Annotated in this window: 13 protein-coding genes; 8 read left to right on the top strand and 5 right to left on the bottom strand. The window is 59.0% G+C overall.

What is annotated here, in order from left to right; genetic code table 11:
* Window positions 1–23 precede the first annotated feature (23 nt).
* From fba to tkt, 4 genes are all read right to left on the bottom strand, one after another.
* Window positions 24–1,088, bottom strand: a complete 1,065-nt coding sequence (fba, locus tag L1F30_RS01605) for a class II fructose-bisphosphate aldolase (protein WP_253358578.1) — start codon at window positions 1,086–1,088, stop codon at window positions 24–26.
* Window positions 1,089–1,390: 302 nt separating this feature from the next.
* Window positions 1,391–2,554: a phosphoglycerate kinase gene (locus L1F30_RS01600; RefSeq protein WP_253358577.1), complete on the bottom strand. Its 1,164-nt coding sequence runs from the start codon at window positions 2,552–2,554 to the stop codon at window positions 1,391–1,393.
* Window positions 2,555–2,638: 84 nt separating this feature from the next.
* Entirely contained in the window at window positions 2,639–3,667 is a 1,029-nt protein-coding gene (locus tag L1F30_RS01595; protein ID WP_253358575.1) for a type I glyceraldehyde-3-phosphate dehydrogenase, read from the bottom strand.
* A 270-nt stretch (window positions 3,668–3,937) separates the two neighbouring features.
* Window positions 3,938–5,938: a transketolase gene (gene tkt, locus L1F30_RS01590; RefSeq protein WP_253358573.1), complete on the bottom strand. Its 2,001-nt coding sequence runs from the start codon at window positions 5,936–5,938 to the stop codon at window positions 3,938–3,940.
* 263 nt (window positions 5,939–6,201) lie between these two features.
* On the opposite strand from tkt, the gene L1F30_RS01585 reads away from it, so the two are divergent.
* The 3 genes from L1F30_RS01585 to L1F30_RS01575 all read left to right on the top strand — a co-directional run bounded on the left by L1F30_RS01585 (window position 6,202) and on the right by L1F30_RS01575 (window position 8,774).
* Entirely contained in the window at window positions 6,202–6,588 is a 387-nt protein-coding gene (locus tag L1F30_RS01585; protein ID WP_253358571.1) for a BlaI/MecI/CopY family transcriptional regulator, read from the top strand.
* Window positions 6,589–6,606: 18 nt separating this feature from the next.
* Window positions 6,607–8,079 carry a M56 family metallopeptidase gene (locus L1F30_RS01580; protein WP_253358569.1) on the top strand — a complete coding sequence of 491 codons (1,473 nt, stop codon included), beginning with the start codon at window positions 6,607–6,609 and terminating at the stop codon, window positions 8,077–8,079.
* Window positions 8,080–8,156: 77 nt separating this feature from the next.
* On the top strand, window positions 8,157–8,774 hold the full coding sequence (locus tag L1F30_RS01575) for an energy transducer TonB (protein WP_253358567.1): 618 nt from the start codon (window positions 8,157–8,159) through the stop codon (window positions 8,772–8,774).
* A 70-nt stretch (window positions 8,775–8,844) separates the two neighbouring features.
* Here L1F30_RS01575 and L1F30_RS01570 read toward each other — a convergent pair whose 3' ends face one another.
* On the bottom strand, window positions 8,845–11,706 hold the full coding sequence (locus L1F30_RS01570; protein ID WP_253358565.1) for a S8 family serine peptidase: 2,862 nt from the start codon (window positions 11,704–11,706) through the stop codon (window positions 8,845–8,847).
* 283 nt (window positions 11,707–11,989) lie between these two features.
* Here L1F30_RS01570 and L1F30_RS01565 point away from each other — a divergent pair, with 283 nt between their 5' ends.
* The 5 genes from L1F30_RS01565 to L1F30_RS01545 all read left to right on the top strand — a co-directional run bounded on the left by L1F30_RS01565 (window position 11,990) and on the right by L1F30_RS01545 (window position 17,310).
* Window positions 11,990–12,973, top strand: coding sequence for a metalloregulator ArsR/SmtB family transcription factor (locus L1F30_RS01565; protein WP_253358563.1), 984 nt, complete (start codon window positions 11,990–11,992; stop codon window positions 12,971–12,973).
* A 29-nt stretch (window positions 12,974–13,002) separates the two neighbouring features.
* Window positions 13,003–14,157, top strand: a complete 1,155-nt coding sequence (metK, locus tag L1F30_RS01560) for a methionine adenosyltransferase (RefSeq protein WP_253358555.1) — start codon at window positions 13,003–13,005, stop codon at window positions 14,155–14,157.
* Window positions 14,158–14,228: 71 nt separating this feature from the next.
* On the top strand, window positions 14,229–15,653 hold the full coding sequence (ahcY, locus tag L1F30_RS01555; protein WP_253358547.1) for an adenosylhomocysteinase: 1,425 nt from the start codon (window positions 14,229–14,231) through the stop codon (window positions 15,651–15,653).
* 81 nt (window positions 15,654–15,734) lie between these two features.
* Window positions 15,735–16,571: a methylenetetrahydrofolate reductase [NAD(P)H] gene (gene metF / locus L1F30_RS01550; RefSeq protein ID WP_253358545.1), complete on the top strand. Its 837-nt coding sequence runs from the start codon at window positions 15,735–15,737 to the stop codon at window positions 16,569–16,571.
* Between the two features lie 13 nt (window positions 16,572–16,584).
* On the top strand, window positions 16,585–17,310 hold the full coding sequence (locus L1F30_RS01545) for a 16S rRNA (uracil(1498)-N(3))-methyltransferase (protein ID WP_253358543.1): 726 nt from the start codon (window positions 16,585–16,587) through the stop codon (window positions 17,308–17,310).
* Window positions 17,311–17,314 lie beyond the last annotated feature (4 nt).

The following is a 17,314-nucleotide window of genomic DNA, read 5'->3' as shown; positions in this document are numbered from 1 at the left end:
AGCCGAAGCTGCCGTTATCTCACTCAGTTGACTTCTGGATCTAGGCTACCATTTTCGTAGCGCAGGTACATAGCCTCTAAGTTCAGGGGTTTAATTTTACTGGCGTTACCGGCGGTGCCGAAGGCTTCATAGCGCGCAATGCAAATGTCGCGCATGGCTTCGGTGGTTTTGGCCAGGAATTTGCGCGGGTCAAATTCGCGGGGGTTTTCCGCCAGAAATTTGCGTACAGCGCCGGTAGAAGACAGGCGCAGATCGGTGTCGATATTCACCTTGCGCACGCCGTATTTGATGCCTTCGCAAATTTGCTCAACGGGCACACCGTAGGTTTCGGGTATGTCGCCGCCAAATTCGTTGATCACCTTCAACCACTCTTGCGGCACAGACGATGAGCCGTGCATAACCAAATGGGTATTGGGGATGCGCGCGTGAATGGCTTTGATGCGATCGATGGCCAGGATGTCGCCGGTTGGCGGGCGAGTGAACTTGTAGGCGCCGTGGCTGGTGCCGCAGGCAATGGCCAGGGCATCTACCCGGGTTTTACGCACGAAATCGGCGGCTTCTTCCGGGTCTGTGAGCATTTGATCGTGAGTGAGTTTGCCCTCGGCTCCGATGCCATCTTCTTCACCGGCTTCACCGGTTTCAAGCGATCCCAAGCAACCCAGCTCACCTTCAACAGATACACCGCAGGCGTGGGCCATGGCTACGGCCTCTTGGGTTACGCGCACGTTGTATTCGTAGTCGGCCGGCGTTTTGCCGTCTTCTTTCAGGGAGCCATCCATCATCACTGAGGAAAAGCCCAGCTGAATAGAGCGCTGGCACACGGCGGGGCTGGTGCCGTGATCCTGGTGCATGCACACGGGAATGTGCGGGAATTCTTCTATAGCTGCCAGAATTAAATGGCGCAGGAAGGGCGCGCCTGCATATTTGCGCGCACCTGCGGAGGCTTGCACGATTACCGGCGAGTCGGTTTTGTCGGCCGCCTCCATAATGGCGCGCATTTGCTCGAGGTTATTAACGTTAAATGCCGGCACACCGTAGTTGTGTTCGGCGGCGTGATCCAGCAGCTGACGCAAGCTGATTAAGGCCATGTTGGGTTCCTTCTCGTTTCTCTTGCAGCGGGTGTTTGCCCTGCCGCTCTCGTTAAGTGTAGTGCCGGTTTTCCGGTCTAGTTCTAGCGTGTGTGAACTTTGCGTTCTAAGACTCTACGGTCTTTATTTTCTGCAACCTTGTAACTCTTAACTTCTGTAACTCTTAACTTCTGTAAATCGTTCATTTTAAACCCGGCCAAAAAACAAAGCCGGTGTGGCGCTCTGCGGCGCCTTGGTGTGCATCTATACTCAAAAGCCTGCAGCCCGCGGCCCGCGCACGCAACCTGTGCGCGGGCACAGGGTTATTCGGCCGCGCGCGATTCCAGCATTGCAACGGCTGGCAGCACTTTCCCCTCAACATATTCGAGGAAGGCGCCGCCGCCCGTTGAAATATAGGACACCTGCTCGGCAATGCCGTATTTATCTACCGCGGCCAGGGTGTCGCCACCACCGGCAATGGAGAAGGCGCTGGATTCGGCAATGGCTTGCGCCAACGCCTGGGTGCCGGCACCAAACTGATCAAACTCGAACACACCCACCGGGCCGTTCCAGATGATGGTTTTGGCCGTTTTTAATATTTCCGCAAGCTGGGCGCTGGTTTGGCTGCCGATGTCGAAGATCATGTCGTCTTCGGCTACGGCATCGGCCGCTTTGGCAGTGGCCTCGGCGGTTTCGCTGAATTCCTTACCGGTGACCACATCCACAGGCACGGGAATGTGGGTTTTGGCCATGAGGGATTTGGCCACGTCGATCAGGTCGTGCTCGCACAGGGATTTACCCACGGGCTTGCCGCTGGCGGCGAGGAAGGTGTTGGCGATGCCGCCACCCACAATCAGCTGATCCACCTTATCTGAGAGGGATTCCAGCACGGTGAGCTTGGTGGAAACTTTCGAGCCACCCACAATGGCCACGAGCGGCCGCTCGGGCTTGGCCAGGGCCTTTTCCAGTGCATCCAGCTCGGCGGCCAGCAGGGGGCCTGCGCAGGCCACGGGCGCAAATTTGGCCACGCCGTGGGTAGAGGCCTGGGCGCGGTGGGCGGTGCCGAAGGCATCCATCACGAACACATCGCACAGGGCGGCATAGGCTTTGGCGAGGGTTTCGTCGTCTTTCTTTTCGCCTTTGTTAAAACGCACGTTTTCCAGCAGCACCACTTGCCCCGCGTCAACGGTAACGCCTGCCTGCCAGTCTTTGATCACGGGCACCTGGGCACCCAGCAGCTCACTCAGGTGCGCAGCTACGGGCTTGAGTGATGCGGCCTCGTCGAACACGCCTTCTTCCGGGCGCCCGAGGTGCGACATCAACATCACCCGGGCACCGGCGCTCGCGGCGGCCTTGATGGTTGGCAGTGCTGCGCGAATGCGCGCATCGGATGTGACCTTGCCGTCTTTTACCGGCACGTTCAGGTCTTCGCGAATCAATACGCGCTTGCCCGTTAAATCCAGATCCTGCATCAGCTTTACAGCCATTGGAACTACCCCTTTTTCATTCAAAATGTGTGACGGATTTTTTCTTATAGGTATTGCGTTGCGCGCGGTTCAAAGGCCGCGCCATTAAAATGTTTGCGCCCAAAAACTTGCGGTATCGAGCATGCGGTTGGCAAAGCCCCACTCGTTGTCGAACCAGGTTAACACCTTGACATGCTGGCTGCCGGCCACGCGGGTTTGGCCGCCATCCACAATGCCGGAACGGGCATCGTGGTTGAAATCCCAACTGGCTAACAGTTCATCGGTATAGCCCAGCACGCCATCGAACTGCGCGCGCGCGGCATTCGATAAAATCGCATTTACGGCATTGGCGTCTGTTTCTTGCGCCACCACCAAATTCAAATCAATGGCCGACACATTCACCACCGGCACGCGCATGGCCTGGGCTTCAAACTTGCCCGCCAGGGCTGGCAGCAGGCGGTCTATACCGCGGGCAAGGCCGGTTTCCACCGGAATAATCGATTGAAACGCCGAGCGGGTTTTGCGCAAATCCGTGTGGTGGTAGGCATCAATCACCGGCTGGTCGTTCATGGCCGAGTGAATGGTGGTGAGCATACCCGAGCGAATGCCCAGCGCTTCGTGCAGCGAGTGAATTACCGGCACGATGCAGTTGGTGGAGCAGCTGGCGTTCGACACGATAGTGTGACTGGCGCGCAAGCTTTGGTGATTGAAACCATAGACGATGGTGGCGTCCACTTCGCTGGTAGCTGGGTGTGAAAACAGCAAGTGTTTGGCACCGGCATCTATGTGCAGCTGGGCGGTGGCGCGATCGCTAAAAGTGCCAGTGCATTCGAGTACGAGGTCGATATCCAGCGCGCGCCAGGGCAGCCGGGCAGGATTTTCTTCGTGTAAAAGTGCGATGTCCCAATGGGCGATGCGAATGCGGCCTTCATCCTGCAAGGCCACCTGCGCGCCGAAGCGGCCGTGGGTGGAATCGTAGCGGGTGAGGTGGGCGATGGTGGCGCCGTCGGCCAGTTCGTTAATGGCCACCAGCTGTAAATTTTGGGCGCGGCCTGCCTGCTGCGCCTCAAATAACGCGCGCAATACCGAACGGCCAATGCGGCCGTAGCCATTTATTGCAACCCGTATTGCCATGCATACCCCTGCAATGGGAAAGCTTTGAACGTGTCTTAATTTGACCGTGTCTTAATTTGACCGTGTCTTAAAAGGGCGACCCGATAAACACACCTGACACCTTGCGGCCGTGGGCAGGTCAGGCACAGCGGGGACGCATAAATACTTCCCTGTAGCTCGACGGCGGCTTCCCTGCCGCCGACGCCCCGCTGTACCTGACCTGCTCCCGACCTTCTGCATCGCACCTCGACAGCGCAACGCGCCGCGCGAGGTTGACGCTAAAAAACCGAGTTAATCCAGCAGCTCTTCAACCACACCTACAACATTGTCTACGGTGAAGCCGAAGTGCTCCATCAGTGCCGCACCCGGGGCCGACTCACCAAAGGTGGTCATGCCCACTACGCGGCCATCAAGGCCCACGTACTTGTACCAGTAATCCACGTGCGCGGCCTCGATGGCAACGCGCGGCAATACCGACAGCGGCAACACGCTTTCTTTGTAGAGAGCGTCTTGCTGGTCAAACACATTGGTAGACGGCATAGACACCACGCGCACATTGCGCCCGGCCGCTGTAAGTTTATCGGCAGCAGCCAGCGCCAGGCCAACTTCGGAACCCGTGGCAATCAGAATGGCCTCCGGCTCGCCATCGCTGTCGCGCAGGATGTAACCACCGCGGGCGATATCGGCCACTTGGGCACTGTTGCGCTCGATTGGGTCGAGGTTTTGGCGGCTGAATACCAGCGCGGTTGGGCCATCACGGTATTCCACGGCGGCTTTCCAGGCCACGGCAGATTCGGTGGCATCAGCCGGGCGCCAGGTGTTCAGGTTGGGCGTCATGCGCAGGTTGGCAATCTGCTCGATGGGCTGGTGGGTGGGGCCGTCTTCACCCTGGCCGATGGAGTCGTGCGTGAACACAAAAATGCTTTGCTGTTTCATCAGCGCGGCCATGCGCACGGCGTTGCGGGCGTATTCCATGAACATCAGGAAGGTGGCGCCGTAGGGCACGAAGCCGCCGTGCAGGGCCACGCCGTTCATAATGGCCGCCATGCCGAATTCGCGCACGCCGTAGTAGATGTAGTTGCCGCTGGCGTCTTCGGCGGTGAGGCCTTTACAACCGCTCCACAGGGTGAGGTTGGAGCCCGCCAGGTCGGCCGAGCCGCCCAGTAGCTCGGGCAGCATGGGGCCAAAGCTGTTGAGGGTATTTTGTGAGGCCTTGCGCGAGGCAATCTTCTCGGCCTTGGCCTGGGTTTCGGCAATAAAGGCTTCGGCCTTGGCGGCGAAATCGGCGGGCAGGTCGCCCTTGATTACGCGGCGCTCAAACTCGGCGGCAAGTTCGGGGTGTGCAGCTTTGTAGGCCTCGAATTTGGCGTTCCAGCCCTGCTCGCGCTCGGCGCCTTTTGCCTTGGCATCCCAACCGGCGTAGACATCGGCGGGGATCTCAAAGGGCGGGTGGTTCCAGCCGAGTTTTGCGCGGGTGAGTGCAATCTCGTCGTCACCCAATGGCGCGCCGTGGCAATCTTCTTTGCCCTGCTTGTTGGGCGAGCCAAAGCCGATGATGGTTTTGCAGCAAATCAACGTGGGCTTGTTGTGCTCGGCGCGGGCTGCCTCGATGGCCGCTTTAATGGCGGCTGCGTCGTGGCCATCTACCGCGGGGATCACCTGCCAGCCGTAGGCTTCAAAGCGCTTGGGCGTGTCGTCGGTGAACCAGCCTTCTACTTCACCGTCGATGGAGATGCCGTTGTCGTCGTAGAAGGCGATCAGCTTGCCAAGGCCCAGGGTGCCTGCCAGGGAGGCCACTTCGTGGGAGATGCCCTCCATCATGCAGCCATCGCCCAAAAAGCAGTAGGTGTAGTGATCCACAATGTCGTGACCGTCGCGGTTAAATTGCGCAGCCAGGGTTTTCTCGGCCACGGCCATGCCCACGGCATTGGCGATGCCTTGACCCAAGGGGCCGGTGGTGGTTTCAACGCCCGGTGCGTAGCCGTACTCCGGGTGGCCCGGGGTTTTGGAATGCAGCTGGCGGAACTGCTTGAGCTCGGCCATGGGCAAATCGTAGCCAGACAAATGCAACAGCGAGTAGATCAGCATGGAGCCGTGGCCGTTAGAGAGCACGAAGCGGTCGCGGTCTACCCAGTTGGGGTTGGCGGGGTTGTGGCTCAGATAATCGTTCCACAGCACTTCTGCAATATCGGCCATGCCCATGGGGGCACCGGGGTGACCGGACTTGGCTTTCTGGACGGCGTCCATGCTGAGGGCACGGATGGCATTGGCGAGATCATTGCGTGCGGCCATTGGAGAGGCTCCTTTGTGTGGCGTATGTGTGGCAAAGCGCAGCGGGCAACCCACCTTGCGGGCGGGGGCTTAAAAGGGGCGCTATTTTCGCGTAACGGGCATGGAGCGTAAAGGCAATAATCAAAATATCCATCATTGATAAACATTAAGTTGGGTTTCTCCAACCTAAATACTGCTTGACCCGCCCCCAACCACCTGCTAATTTTTTAGCACATGCTAAAAAATTAGCAGGTAAACCCACTCAACGCCCCACAGGAGCCACCGTGACCAAACCCAAAATCAGCCGCCGCGAGCGGGAAATTCTGGACGTGCTCTACCAGGCCGAAGAAGCCAGCGCCCAACAGGTGCAAGCGCTGATGCCAGACCCACCCAGCTACTCCTCGGTGCGCGCACTGCTGGCGCGCATGATTGAAAAGGGGCTGGTAAACCACCGCCAGGAGGGCACCAAATATGTGTACCGCCCGGCCCAGGCCCGCGAGCAAGCGCAGCACTCGGCACTTACCCGCATGTTAAAAACCTTTTTTGATGGCTCTATTGCCAAGGCTACCCAGGCCTTGCTGGGCGAGCGTGGCGATCAGTTGAGTGATGCCGAGCTGGACGCACTGGAGCAGGCCATCAACAAAGCGCGTGCAAAAAAACGCGCCCAATAAACACCGCCGGAGGCTGCCATGCCCACCCTTGATGTGTTGCTGCTGTTGGTTGTGAAGCCGGTTGTGCTGATTGCGCTGGCCTGGTGGCTGATTGCCCAAGAGCAGCGCCGCTCGGCCAGCCACAGCCACCTGCTCACCACGGGCCTGCTGTGGGGCTTGCCGCTGCTGTGTGTGCTGGCAATCTGGCTGCCGGGTATCACGCTGCACAGCCAGTGGCTGGCGGGCACCAGCGCGTTATGGCGCCAACCGGTGTGGCAGAGCCTCAGCGAGCCGGCCGTGCAGGCAGTGTTGGCTGTGTACCTGTTCGGGCTGTTGTTTTGTGTGTTTTACCAATGCCTGGGTTACGCGCTGCTGGCCCGGGTAAGCGCTGGCGGGCGCAGTATCCATTCACCACAGCTCACAGAATTGGCCTCACTCACCGCCCAGCCCCTGCCCCGCCTGAAAGTGTGCAGCGCCGTAACCGGCCCGCAAACCTGGGGCTGGCGGCGGCCTGAAATTCTGGTGCCGGTGAATTTTCACGATCAACCCGAACCCCTGCAAACCCTCGCACTGCTGCACGAGCTGGGCCACATACAGCGCCGCGATTGGTTAATTAACCAGCTGAGCCGCGCGGTGTGCGCCCTGTTTTGGTACCTGCCGCCTGTGTGGTGGCTGGCCTACCTGCAGCAACAGCAAGCCGAGCGCGCCACCGACGACTGGGTACTGGCCCGCGGCCAGCGCCCGAGCGACTATGCCGAGCTTCTGATCAGCAGCGCCCGCGCCCTGCGCGCCGAATCGCTGCCCACCCAGGCACTTACGGGGTCTCTGTTGTTTCAGCGCGTCTCCTTGTTGTTAGACGACAACCTCGACCGCGAGCCCCGCCAGGCGCAATCGGCATTGCAGGCGGCGCTGGTGGTGGGCGCCAGCGCCTTGCTGATAGGCGCCGTGCAGGTGGCACCACAGGCCACAGCCATGCGCCCAACACTTATGGTCACCCTTATGCCGAAGGAAGTTCAGGCAGCCGAAAGCCGCCTGCCCGCCTCAGGCGATACTTCCGGCAATACCCCAAGCGCTCACCCTGATCGCCAGGCGCTTACCCAGGTGCCGCGCCAACCCGGGCAGCCGAGGCCGGCCGCCCTTGAAACCGTGCGCGTTATTGCCGCACGCCCCCAGCGCCCGGCGGCCCGGGATTTAGCCACAGAAGTGCGCGTGGGCAGGCCCCAGTTTGCCAATGTGATGCCGCTGGAATTGGTAACGCCCGCCTACCCGCAGCGGGCCATCAAGCGCGGCATTGAAGGCACGGTAACACTTGCCTTTGCCATCGCACCCGATGGCCGCCCGCAGGACATCCGCGTGCAATCAAGCCCGCACCCCTGGCTTAGCCAGGCCGCAGCCCAGGCCCTTGCGCAATCGCGCTACGCGCGCCCGCGCCTGCACCAGCAGCCGTTCACCCTCACCGGGCTGACCGAGCAATACCGCTTTAGCCTTACCACTGAACCACCGGACACCTGATCACTGTCCACCGGTTGCACCTGCCCGGGCGGGTGCGCCACCACTAACCCCATGACGTTTGTTTAAGGAGGGTGTCTATGAACACCGCAGCTTTCGCTCGCCCTGAATTTCGCTTTGCCAGTGCACTGCCGAGTGCCGCACTCACAACCATCGCGCTGATTTACGGCATGCATGTGTTAATTGACCGGGATTACACCGAGCCCGATGCCATACCCGATTTGCCGGTAATCAATGTGGTAATGGACGACCCAGGCCCCGTTGAAGTGCTCTACGAACAGGCCACCAAACCCCAGGAGCCGGAACCCCTGCCCGCCACGCCGGAATTTGAACCACACGCGGGCGACATGGAAGTGGCGGGCCTGCTGCCGGGATTTTCAAAACCCGTAATTACCGACCACATTCCCGGTATTGATTTGGGCGGCGGCAATCTGGTGAAGCAAGTGATGATTGCCCCAAACTACCCGCGCCGCGCATTAGCGCGAGGTATTGAAGGCTTTGTGGATGTGGCCTATGACGTAACCGCCTATGGCACCACCACCAACCTGCAGGTGCTGCGCGCAGAACCGGAGGGCGTGTTTGAAAAAGCCGCACTGGCGGCGGTGGCGAAGTGGAAATTCCGCCCGCAGATGATCGACAACGAACCCGTGCCCACACAGGGGCTGCGCGAGCGGGTGCGGTTTTCTATTGAGCAGTAAGTGCGAAGCCAAACACCACCAATAAAACTCAATCACCCGGGCGCGAAGGCGCCCTTTCGCAGTTATTGCCTTAGCGGCGGCGCACCTTGGGGGCTGCCGATGTTGGCCCTGCGCTCTGGGCCTCGGCCGCGCCCAGCGCACCGCCCATGAGCACGCTGAAATCCGCCTGACTCACATCCCCGTTCACCGTGATCTTTGTGGGCAAGCCCACGGTGGGGTAGGCACCGCAAATTTCACCGGCATCACACAGCTCAAGGTCGTTGTCGGAATCGGTACCGGCGATGAGATAGTAATCCCCCGGTGCCAGGCCCTCGAAGGTGAAGGGGTAGGCGCCGGTGTTATCGGCATCCAGATGCACCTGATTCACATACTCGTAATCGCCATCTACCAGCAAAATCCACTGGTGGCCGGCGCCTGCCTGCGCCACATTGCTGCCCTGGTAGAGGCTTACCCGCACCTGCAGGCTGGCACCAGAGCTTGCACTGAAGGTCACCATGGCCTGATAGGGGCCATCGGCCAGGCCCGAGCGATCGGCACTCAGGCTGTATTCCCCCAGGCCCTCGGCATCCACATTGGCGGCGGCAACCGTGAGCCAGGCGGCACTGGATTGCACGCCGGTCACCTGCACATTGCCGCTGCCCGACTGGCTGATAGTCACACTCCCGGCAGTTTGCGTTGAACCGAAATCCACTTCTCTGGGCGAGGCCACCAAAGTTGCCTGCACCGAGCCACCGGCGAGCGCCGTGGCATATTGCACGGCCTTGCGCGCATTGATGCGCCCGTGGCCGAAGTTGTTGTCGCGGCCGCTGGCGCCCAGATCATCCACTATGGCACCGCTTGAAAGTGCGGCATCAAACTGATCGGGCGTGAGATCCGGGTAAATAGACACCATCAAGGCGGCCACACCGGCCACGTGGGGCGCCGCCATGGAGGTGCCTTGATAGTAGGCGTAACCGCTGCGCCGGGCACTGCCCGACTCTTCCACCAGGCTACTCAATACACCGTTTACCGCGCCCGTACGCTGGGCGCCACCGGGGGCCGCCACATCCACAAAGGCGCCGGTGTTTGAATAGGGGGCGATGTTGTCGAATCGGTCGGTGGCCGACACAGACACCACGCCATCGTAAGAGGCGGGGTAGCCCGGATCTGTGCTGGCCTCGTTACCGGCGGCGGCAATAAGAATCACACCGGCATTGCGCACCTCGCGGTAGGCGTTTTCTTCAATGGCGGAGTAGCAAAACTGGCAACCCAGGCTCAGATTAATCACCTGTGCCGCCTGGCTTGGCACAGTGCCCGAATCATTGCTGAGGCCGGCAGCGTAGCGCACGGCCTGCAAAATATCGTAGGTGGTGCCGCCCTCTTGGCCGAGCGCGCGCATGGGCATCACCTTGGCGCCAAAGGCCACGCCCACCCCGCCCTTACCGTTTCCGGCAGCGGCGGCCACGGTGCCTGCCACGTGGGTGCCGTGCCAGGAACTGCTGCCGGCCACGCCACTGTCGCCCGGGTCGTCTGGGTTGTTATCTATGCCGTTGCCATCGCGCGCATTGTTGGCATTGCTGATGAAGTCGTAGCCGCCAACCAACTGGCCGGCCAAGTCTTCATGGGCCAGGTACACACCGGTATCCACCACGGCCACCACCGCATTGGTGCCGATGCTTACATCCCAGGCTTGAGGTAAATCGATGGCCGGGTAGTGCCACTGTTGCAGGTAGTGCGGGTCTGCCGGGGTGAATTGCGGTTTTACCTGATAATTCAGCCCCACCGCTTTTACCCGCGGGTCGCGCGCCAGCGCCTTGGCTTTCATGATGGTTTGGTAGCGCGCACGCATCAGCTGCAGCGCCCGGGCCGTGCGCGGCACATAGGCACTCTCGGCCATGGCGGCCAACCGTGCATCGGTGCCAAGGCCCAGACTTGCCGCATCAAAATGGTTCAGGCTGGCGCGCCCGGGCACCGGGTTTTGCGCCAACAGGCCCAGGCCCTCGGCCCGCAGCGCCAAGCCCTGGCGGCTGAGAATCAGGCTGCCCTCGTATTCCACAATCAACTCGCCCGGGCGCACCGGCGAGCGGTCGTTCATCCCGTGGCGCCGGGCAGTGGTTGCCTCGCTATTGACCACCAGGCTCAGCTGGTAGTTGGAGGCGCCAGCATAGGCCACCACCTCGATGCGGTAGCGGCCGTCCACCAAGGGCTTGATAACCTCGGTGTCGTTAACACCCGTCGACGAGCCAACAATCAGGCCATTGGCATCGTAGAGGTACAAATCCAGATCCGTGCCGCCACCGGCCCAATCGCTGATTTCCAGCAATACCTCCTGGCCCTGGGTGAGGTTGGCCTCGTAGAAGTCAGACACATCTGCGCGGCTGGCAAAGCGGTCGCTGTTGTCCGTGTTGCCCGTGGCCTCATTGGTGACATAGCCGCTGAGGCTCACCGGGTTGCTGATGACCTGCGCCTGAGCCAGGGTATTGTTGGCTTGCTCCTGGCTGAACGGGTCGTTGGTGTCGGAATCCACCGCCGTTTGGGCCGCGGCCGTCACCGTGCCCGACAGACTAAAGCCCTGGGTTAAAGTGACCGTTTGGGTAAGGCTATGGGTGGCGCCGTCGTTGTCGGTCACCGTCAGGGTCACGCTGTAGGTATCGGCATTTTGAAAAAGGTGGCTGGCCTGGCTACCCGTGCCCGCGGTGCCATCGCCAAAATCCCACTGATAGCTGGTAATGCTGCCGTCTGAATCCGATGAGCTACTGGCGTTAAACACCAGCGTTGCCGGCGCACTGAGGCTTGCCGCCGTCACCGTGAAGGCCGCAACCGGTGCCACGTTGGCCGGGGCATCACTGCCGCCCCCGCCGCCACAGGCCAGCAAGGTGCACAGGGTTAGCACCAGAGCGAGCCTGCCTACCCATTGCGCGCAATTGGCGGTTTGCCAAAGCCTGTGAATCATACCTACTCCCGAATCATCAATTGCGCCCAATGCACCTGTTAACACTAGTGCCAAAGCAGGGCTAACACTAGCCCTAGACCGAACTAACGCAAGCATTCAGGGGCAGCGTGCGAAAGGCTTTGCGCCCGTTAAGTTGATTACCCGAGTGCTACGGCCTGCGCGCACTGCCAGTTCATTATTGCAGCCAGCCCTACAAATTAACGTTAATGGCTCGGCTTTATTCCTTTAAAACCTATATCAAAATTTTTTGATATAGCACCATTTCACTGCTAGACTTGCCGCCATGACCCACAGCCACCCCCCGAAAGATGCCCAAAGCGTAGATCCGCAACAGCTCAGCAGCCTGCTGAAAGCTGCGGCCGATCCGCTGCGCCTGGAGATATTGCGCCTGCTCGCCCAGGATTCCTACGGCGTGCTGGAGCTGGCAGGGCTGTTGGACATGCCGCAATCGGGCATGAGCCACCACTTAAAGGTGCTCAGCAAAGGCGGCTGGCTTACCACCCGGCGCGAGGGCAACTCCATTTACTACCGCCGCAAGCCGCTCCTGCCCGGCCACCCGTTGAACGACGCCAAGGCGGCGCTCTTGGCCACCATTGATCAACAGCCCTTGAGCGACGAACGGCGTGCACGCCTGAGCGCCCTGTATGAGGCCCGCAGCCAAACCTCGCAGCAGTTTTTTGCCGAAAACGCCGAAAAATTTCAGGCCCAGCAAGATCTGATTGCAAGCTTTCCCGTATACGGCGACAGCGTGCGCGAAGCCCTGGCAGCCATCAGCTGGCCTGATAACGCCACCGCCATTGAGGTGGGCCCGGGCGCCGGCGAACTGCTGCCCTGGCTGAGTGAGCACTTTCGCTCGGTAACGGCCATCGACAACGCGCCGGAAATGTTGGCCCAAGCGCGCGCCAACAACCAGGGCCTTACAAACGTCAACTTTTTACTGGGCGATACCCGCACCGCCCTTGGCGAACAGCTCACCGCCCACTGCGTGGTCATCAATATGGTGCTACACCATACGCCGAGCCCGGCCGATGTGTTTCAGGATTTGGCCGGCCTGCTAACCCCTGGCGGGTGGCTCGTGATTACCGATTTGTGCCGCCACGAACAATCCTGGGCGCAGGCCAATTGCGGCGACCTGTGGCAGGGCTTTGAACCGGAAGATTTCAGCCACTGGGCCAAGCGCGCGGGCCTGGAAGAAGGCCAAAGCGCCTACTTTGCATTGCGCAACGGATTTCAAATACAAATTCGCCAATTTCAATTGGCGCCTTGAATTAACGCTTATACCAACGGAGACACAGCATGTCTGAGTACGCCATATTTACCTCCGAGTCTGTCTCGGAAGGCCATCCCGACAAAATGGCCGATCAAATTTCCGATGCCATTCTCGATGCCATTCTCACCGACGATGCCGATTCGCGCGTAGCCGTTGAAACCCTGGTAAAAACCGGCATGGTGGTGGTTGCCGGTGAAGTGCGCACCAGCACTTACGTGGATTTGGAAGATCTAATTCGCGATGTGGTGTTAGACATCGGCTACAACTCAAGCGACGTAGGTTTTGATGGCGCAAGTTGCGCGGTGCTCAACGCCATTGGCAAACAATCCGCCGACATCGCCATGGGCGTAGATGAAGCAGACAACAAAGACCTGGGCGCTGGCGACCAGGGCCTGATGTTCGGCTTTGCCTCCAACGAAACCGACGTGCTGATGCCCGCCCCCATTTATTACGCGCACCGCCTGGTTGAGCGCCAGGCAAAACTGCGTAAAAACGGTGTGCTCGAATGGCTGCGCCCCGATGCCAAAAGCCAGGTTACCCTGCGCTACGAAAACGGCAAACCCGTTGCCGTAGACGCCGTTGTGCTTTCTACCCAGCATGCGCCCAACATCAAACAGGCCGACCTGCGCGAGGCGGTGCTTGAAGAAATTATCAAGCCCGTGCTGCCGGCCGAGTGGCTGCACAAAGACACATTGTTTCACATCAACCCCACCGGCCAGTTCATCATTGGCGGCCCCGTGGGTGACTGCGGCCTGACCGGGCGCAAAATTATTGTGGATACCTACGGCGGCATGGCGCGCCACGGTGGCGGCGCTTTCTCGGGCAAAGATCCCTCCAAGGTAGACCGCTCCGCCGCCTACGCCGGCCGCTACGTTGCCAAAAACATTGTGGCCGCGGGCCTTGCCGATCGCTGCGAAATTCAGGTGTCTTACGCCATTGGCGTGGCCGAGCCCACCTCCATTGCGGTGAACACCTTCGGCACTGGCAAATTGTCTGATGCGGAAATTGGCAACCTGGTGCGCGAGCATTTTGATCTGCGCCCGCAAGGCCTGATTGCCATGCTCGATTTGAAGCGCCCCATCTATCGCCAAACCGCCGCCTACGGCCACTTTGGCCGCGAGCTTGACGACTTCACCTGGGAGCGCACCGACAAAGCCGCCGAGCTCGCCAAAGCGCTTTAAACAATCAGTCTCTAGTTGCTAGTCACTAGCAACTAGGCATTAGTGACGAGTAATTTTTAGAGATTAAACATATGACTTATTCAGCAAACGGTTTTACCGACTTTAAAGTAGCCGCCAAAGATTTGGCCCAATTTGAAAAAGACGCCGCCTGGGGCCGCCGCGAAATTGAAATCGCCGAGGGCGAAATGCCCGCGCTGATGGCGCTGCGCCGCAAGTACCACGCCGAGCAGCCACTCAAAGGCGCGAAGATCATGGGCTGCATTCACATGACTATTCAAACCGCTGTGCTCATTGAAACCCTGGTGGATTTGGGCGCTGAAGTGCGCTGGTCTTCGTGCAATATTTTTTCAACCCAGGATCACGCAGCCGCGGCCATCGCCGCCGCTGGCATTCCGGTATTTGCCTGGAAAGGTGAAACAGAAGAAGAGTTCTGGTGGTGCATTGAGCAAACCGTATTGGCAGAAAAAGACGGCAGCGCCGTGTGGGATGCCAACATGATTCTAGATGACGGTGGCGACCTCACCCAGTTGTGCCATGAAAAGTACCCAAGCCTTTTGGACAAGATTCACGGCATCAGCGAAGAAACCACCACCGGCGTGCACCGCTTGCTGGAAATGATGCAAGAAGGCAGCCTGAAGGTACCGGCCATCAACGTAAACGACGCCGTAACAAAATCGAAAAACGACAACAAATACGGCTGCCGCCACAGCCTGAACGATGCCATCAAGCGCGCCACCGATCACCTGCTGGCCGGTAAAAAAGCGCTGGTTATCGGCTACGGCGATGTGGGCAAAGGCTCTGCCGCCTCACTGCGCCAGGAGGGCATGATTGTAAAGGTCACCGAAATCGACCCCATCTGCGCCATGCAGGCGTGTATGGATGGCTTTGAAGTGGTTTCGCCTTACAACAACGGCATCAACACCGGCAAAATTGAAGATATCAACACCGCCGTACTTGGCACCACCGATTTGATTGTTACCACCACCGGCAACGTGAACGTGTGCGACAGCGCCATGCTGCAAGCGCTGAAATCGAGCGCCGTGGTGTGCAACATCGGCCACTTTGACAACGAAATCGACACCGCCTTCATGCGCAAAAACTGGCACTGGGAAGAAGTGAAGCCGCAGGTGCACAAAATATACCGCGCAGCGCAGAAAGACGCCGCCAAAGGCGATCACTTGATCTTGTTGTCTGAGGGGCGCCTGGTAAATCTTGGCAACGCCACCGGGCACCCGTCACGCATTATGGACGGCTCATTTGCCAACCAGGTACTGGCGCAAATGTATTTGTACGAGAAGAAATTTGCCGACCTGCCCGCCGGCGAAAAAGCGCAAAACATTTACGTAAAAGTGCTGCCCAAAAAGCTGGACGAAGAAGTGGCCAAAGACATGGTAGAAGGCTTTGGTGGCGTGATCACCAAAATGACCGAAACCCAGGCCAAGTACATAGGCGTAAAGGTAGAAGGCCCCTACAAGCCTGAATCTTATAAATATTAGTAAGTCTCTAGTCTCTAGTTGCTAGTCTCTAGGGGCTAGCAACTAGAGACCAAAAAACTAAAAAAGTCACAGGATTACACCATGAGCGATGAACTTCGCATCAGTTTTGAATTCTTCCCGCCTAAAACCGCTGAGGGTAAAGCCAAGCTGTATAAGGTGCGCGAAGAACTGCAACAATTTAACCCGGATTTCTTTTCAGTTACCTACGGCGCCGGCGGCACCACCCGCGACACCACCCGCGGGGTGGTGAAATCTCTCATCGACCAAGGCATAGACGCCGCGCCACACTTGTCTTTTGGTGGCGATGATGAGGCCGCCGTTGAAGCGCTGATTGCCGATTACCAGAACTTTGGCGTCAAGCGCATCGTAGCCCTGCGCGGCGATTTGCCATCGGGCATGGGCGGGCACTCGCAGCTGGTGTACGCCAATCAACTGGTGGCCTTCATTCGCGAAAAATTCGGTGACCACTTTCACCTGGAAGTGGCGGCCTACCCGGAAATTCACCCGGAGGCGAAAAGCTACAGCGACGACATCCGCTACCTGAAAGGCAAGTTCGATGCCGGTGCCAACAGCGCCATTACCCAGTACTTTTTTAACCCCGATGCCTACTTCCACTTTTTAGACCAGTGCCAGCAGGCAGGCATAGATGCACCTATTTACCCGGGCATCATGCCGATTATCAACTACCGCAATCTCGCGCGTTTTTCAGACGCCTGCGGCGCCGAGATTCCACGCTGGTTGCGTAAGAAGCTTGAAAGTTTTGGTGACGACACCGAATCGCTGCAGGCCTTTGGCGTAGACCTGGTAACCGAGCTGTGTGAAACCCTGCTGGAAAACGGCGCGCCCGGCCTGCACTTTTACACCATGAACCAGACCAACCCCACCGCCCAGATATTGAAAAACCTGAACGGCGAATAGCAGAGACCGGACTATGCGTATCCCCCGCCTCTATGTGAAACAACCCCTGGCCAGTGGCCAGGTGGTCGATTTGGATGCAGCCGCCAGCCGCTATATTGGCAGCGTATTGCGCATGGAGGTGGGCCGCCCGCTCATAGTATTTAACGGTGAAGGCGGCGAGTTTTTGGCCACCGTACATTCAGCCGGCAAAAAGCAGGTGAGTATTGGCGTAGGCAAATTCAACGCAGACAACCGCGAATCGCCCTTAACACTTGCCCTTGGTATCGGGCTTTCCAAGGGCGACAGGTTCGACTGGGTTATTCAAAAGGCCACCGAGCTTGGCGTTAACGAAATCACCCCGCTGCTCACCAGCCGCGCGGAAGTGAAACTGAACGCCGAACGTGCAGAGAAAAAATTGGCGCACTGGCAGCAAATTGCTATTTCAGCCAGTGAACAATGCCAACGCAATGTGCCACCGGTAATCAATGCGCCGGCAAAGCTCGATGATTGGTTAGGCCCACGCGCAGAAGAATTGAAACTGGTGCTGCACCATCGCAGTGATAAAACCCTGTCGCAACATGAGGCGCCGAAATCCGCGGCGCTGTTAATTGGCCCGGAAGGTGGGCTGGACGACGATGAAATTCAAGCGGCAAGGGCGCAGGGCTTTCAACAGCTCACCTTGGGCCCGCGGGTGTTTCGCACAGAAACCGCACCCATTGTTGCCCTAAGTTTACTGCAATACCAATGGGGTGATTTTTAACGGG

The sequence above is a fragment of the Simiduia sp. 21SJ11W-1 genome (genome assembly GCF_024138675.1).
GTDB lineage: Bacteria > Pseudomonadota > Gammaproteobacteria > Pseudomonadales > Cellvibrionaceae > Simiduia.
This window is presented reverse-complemented; position numbering and strand designations above follow the sequence as displayed.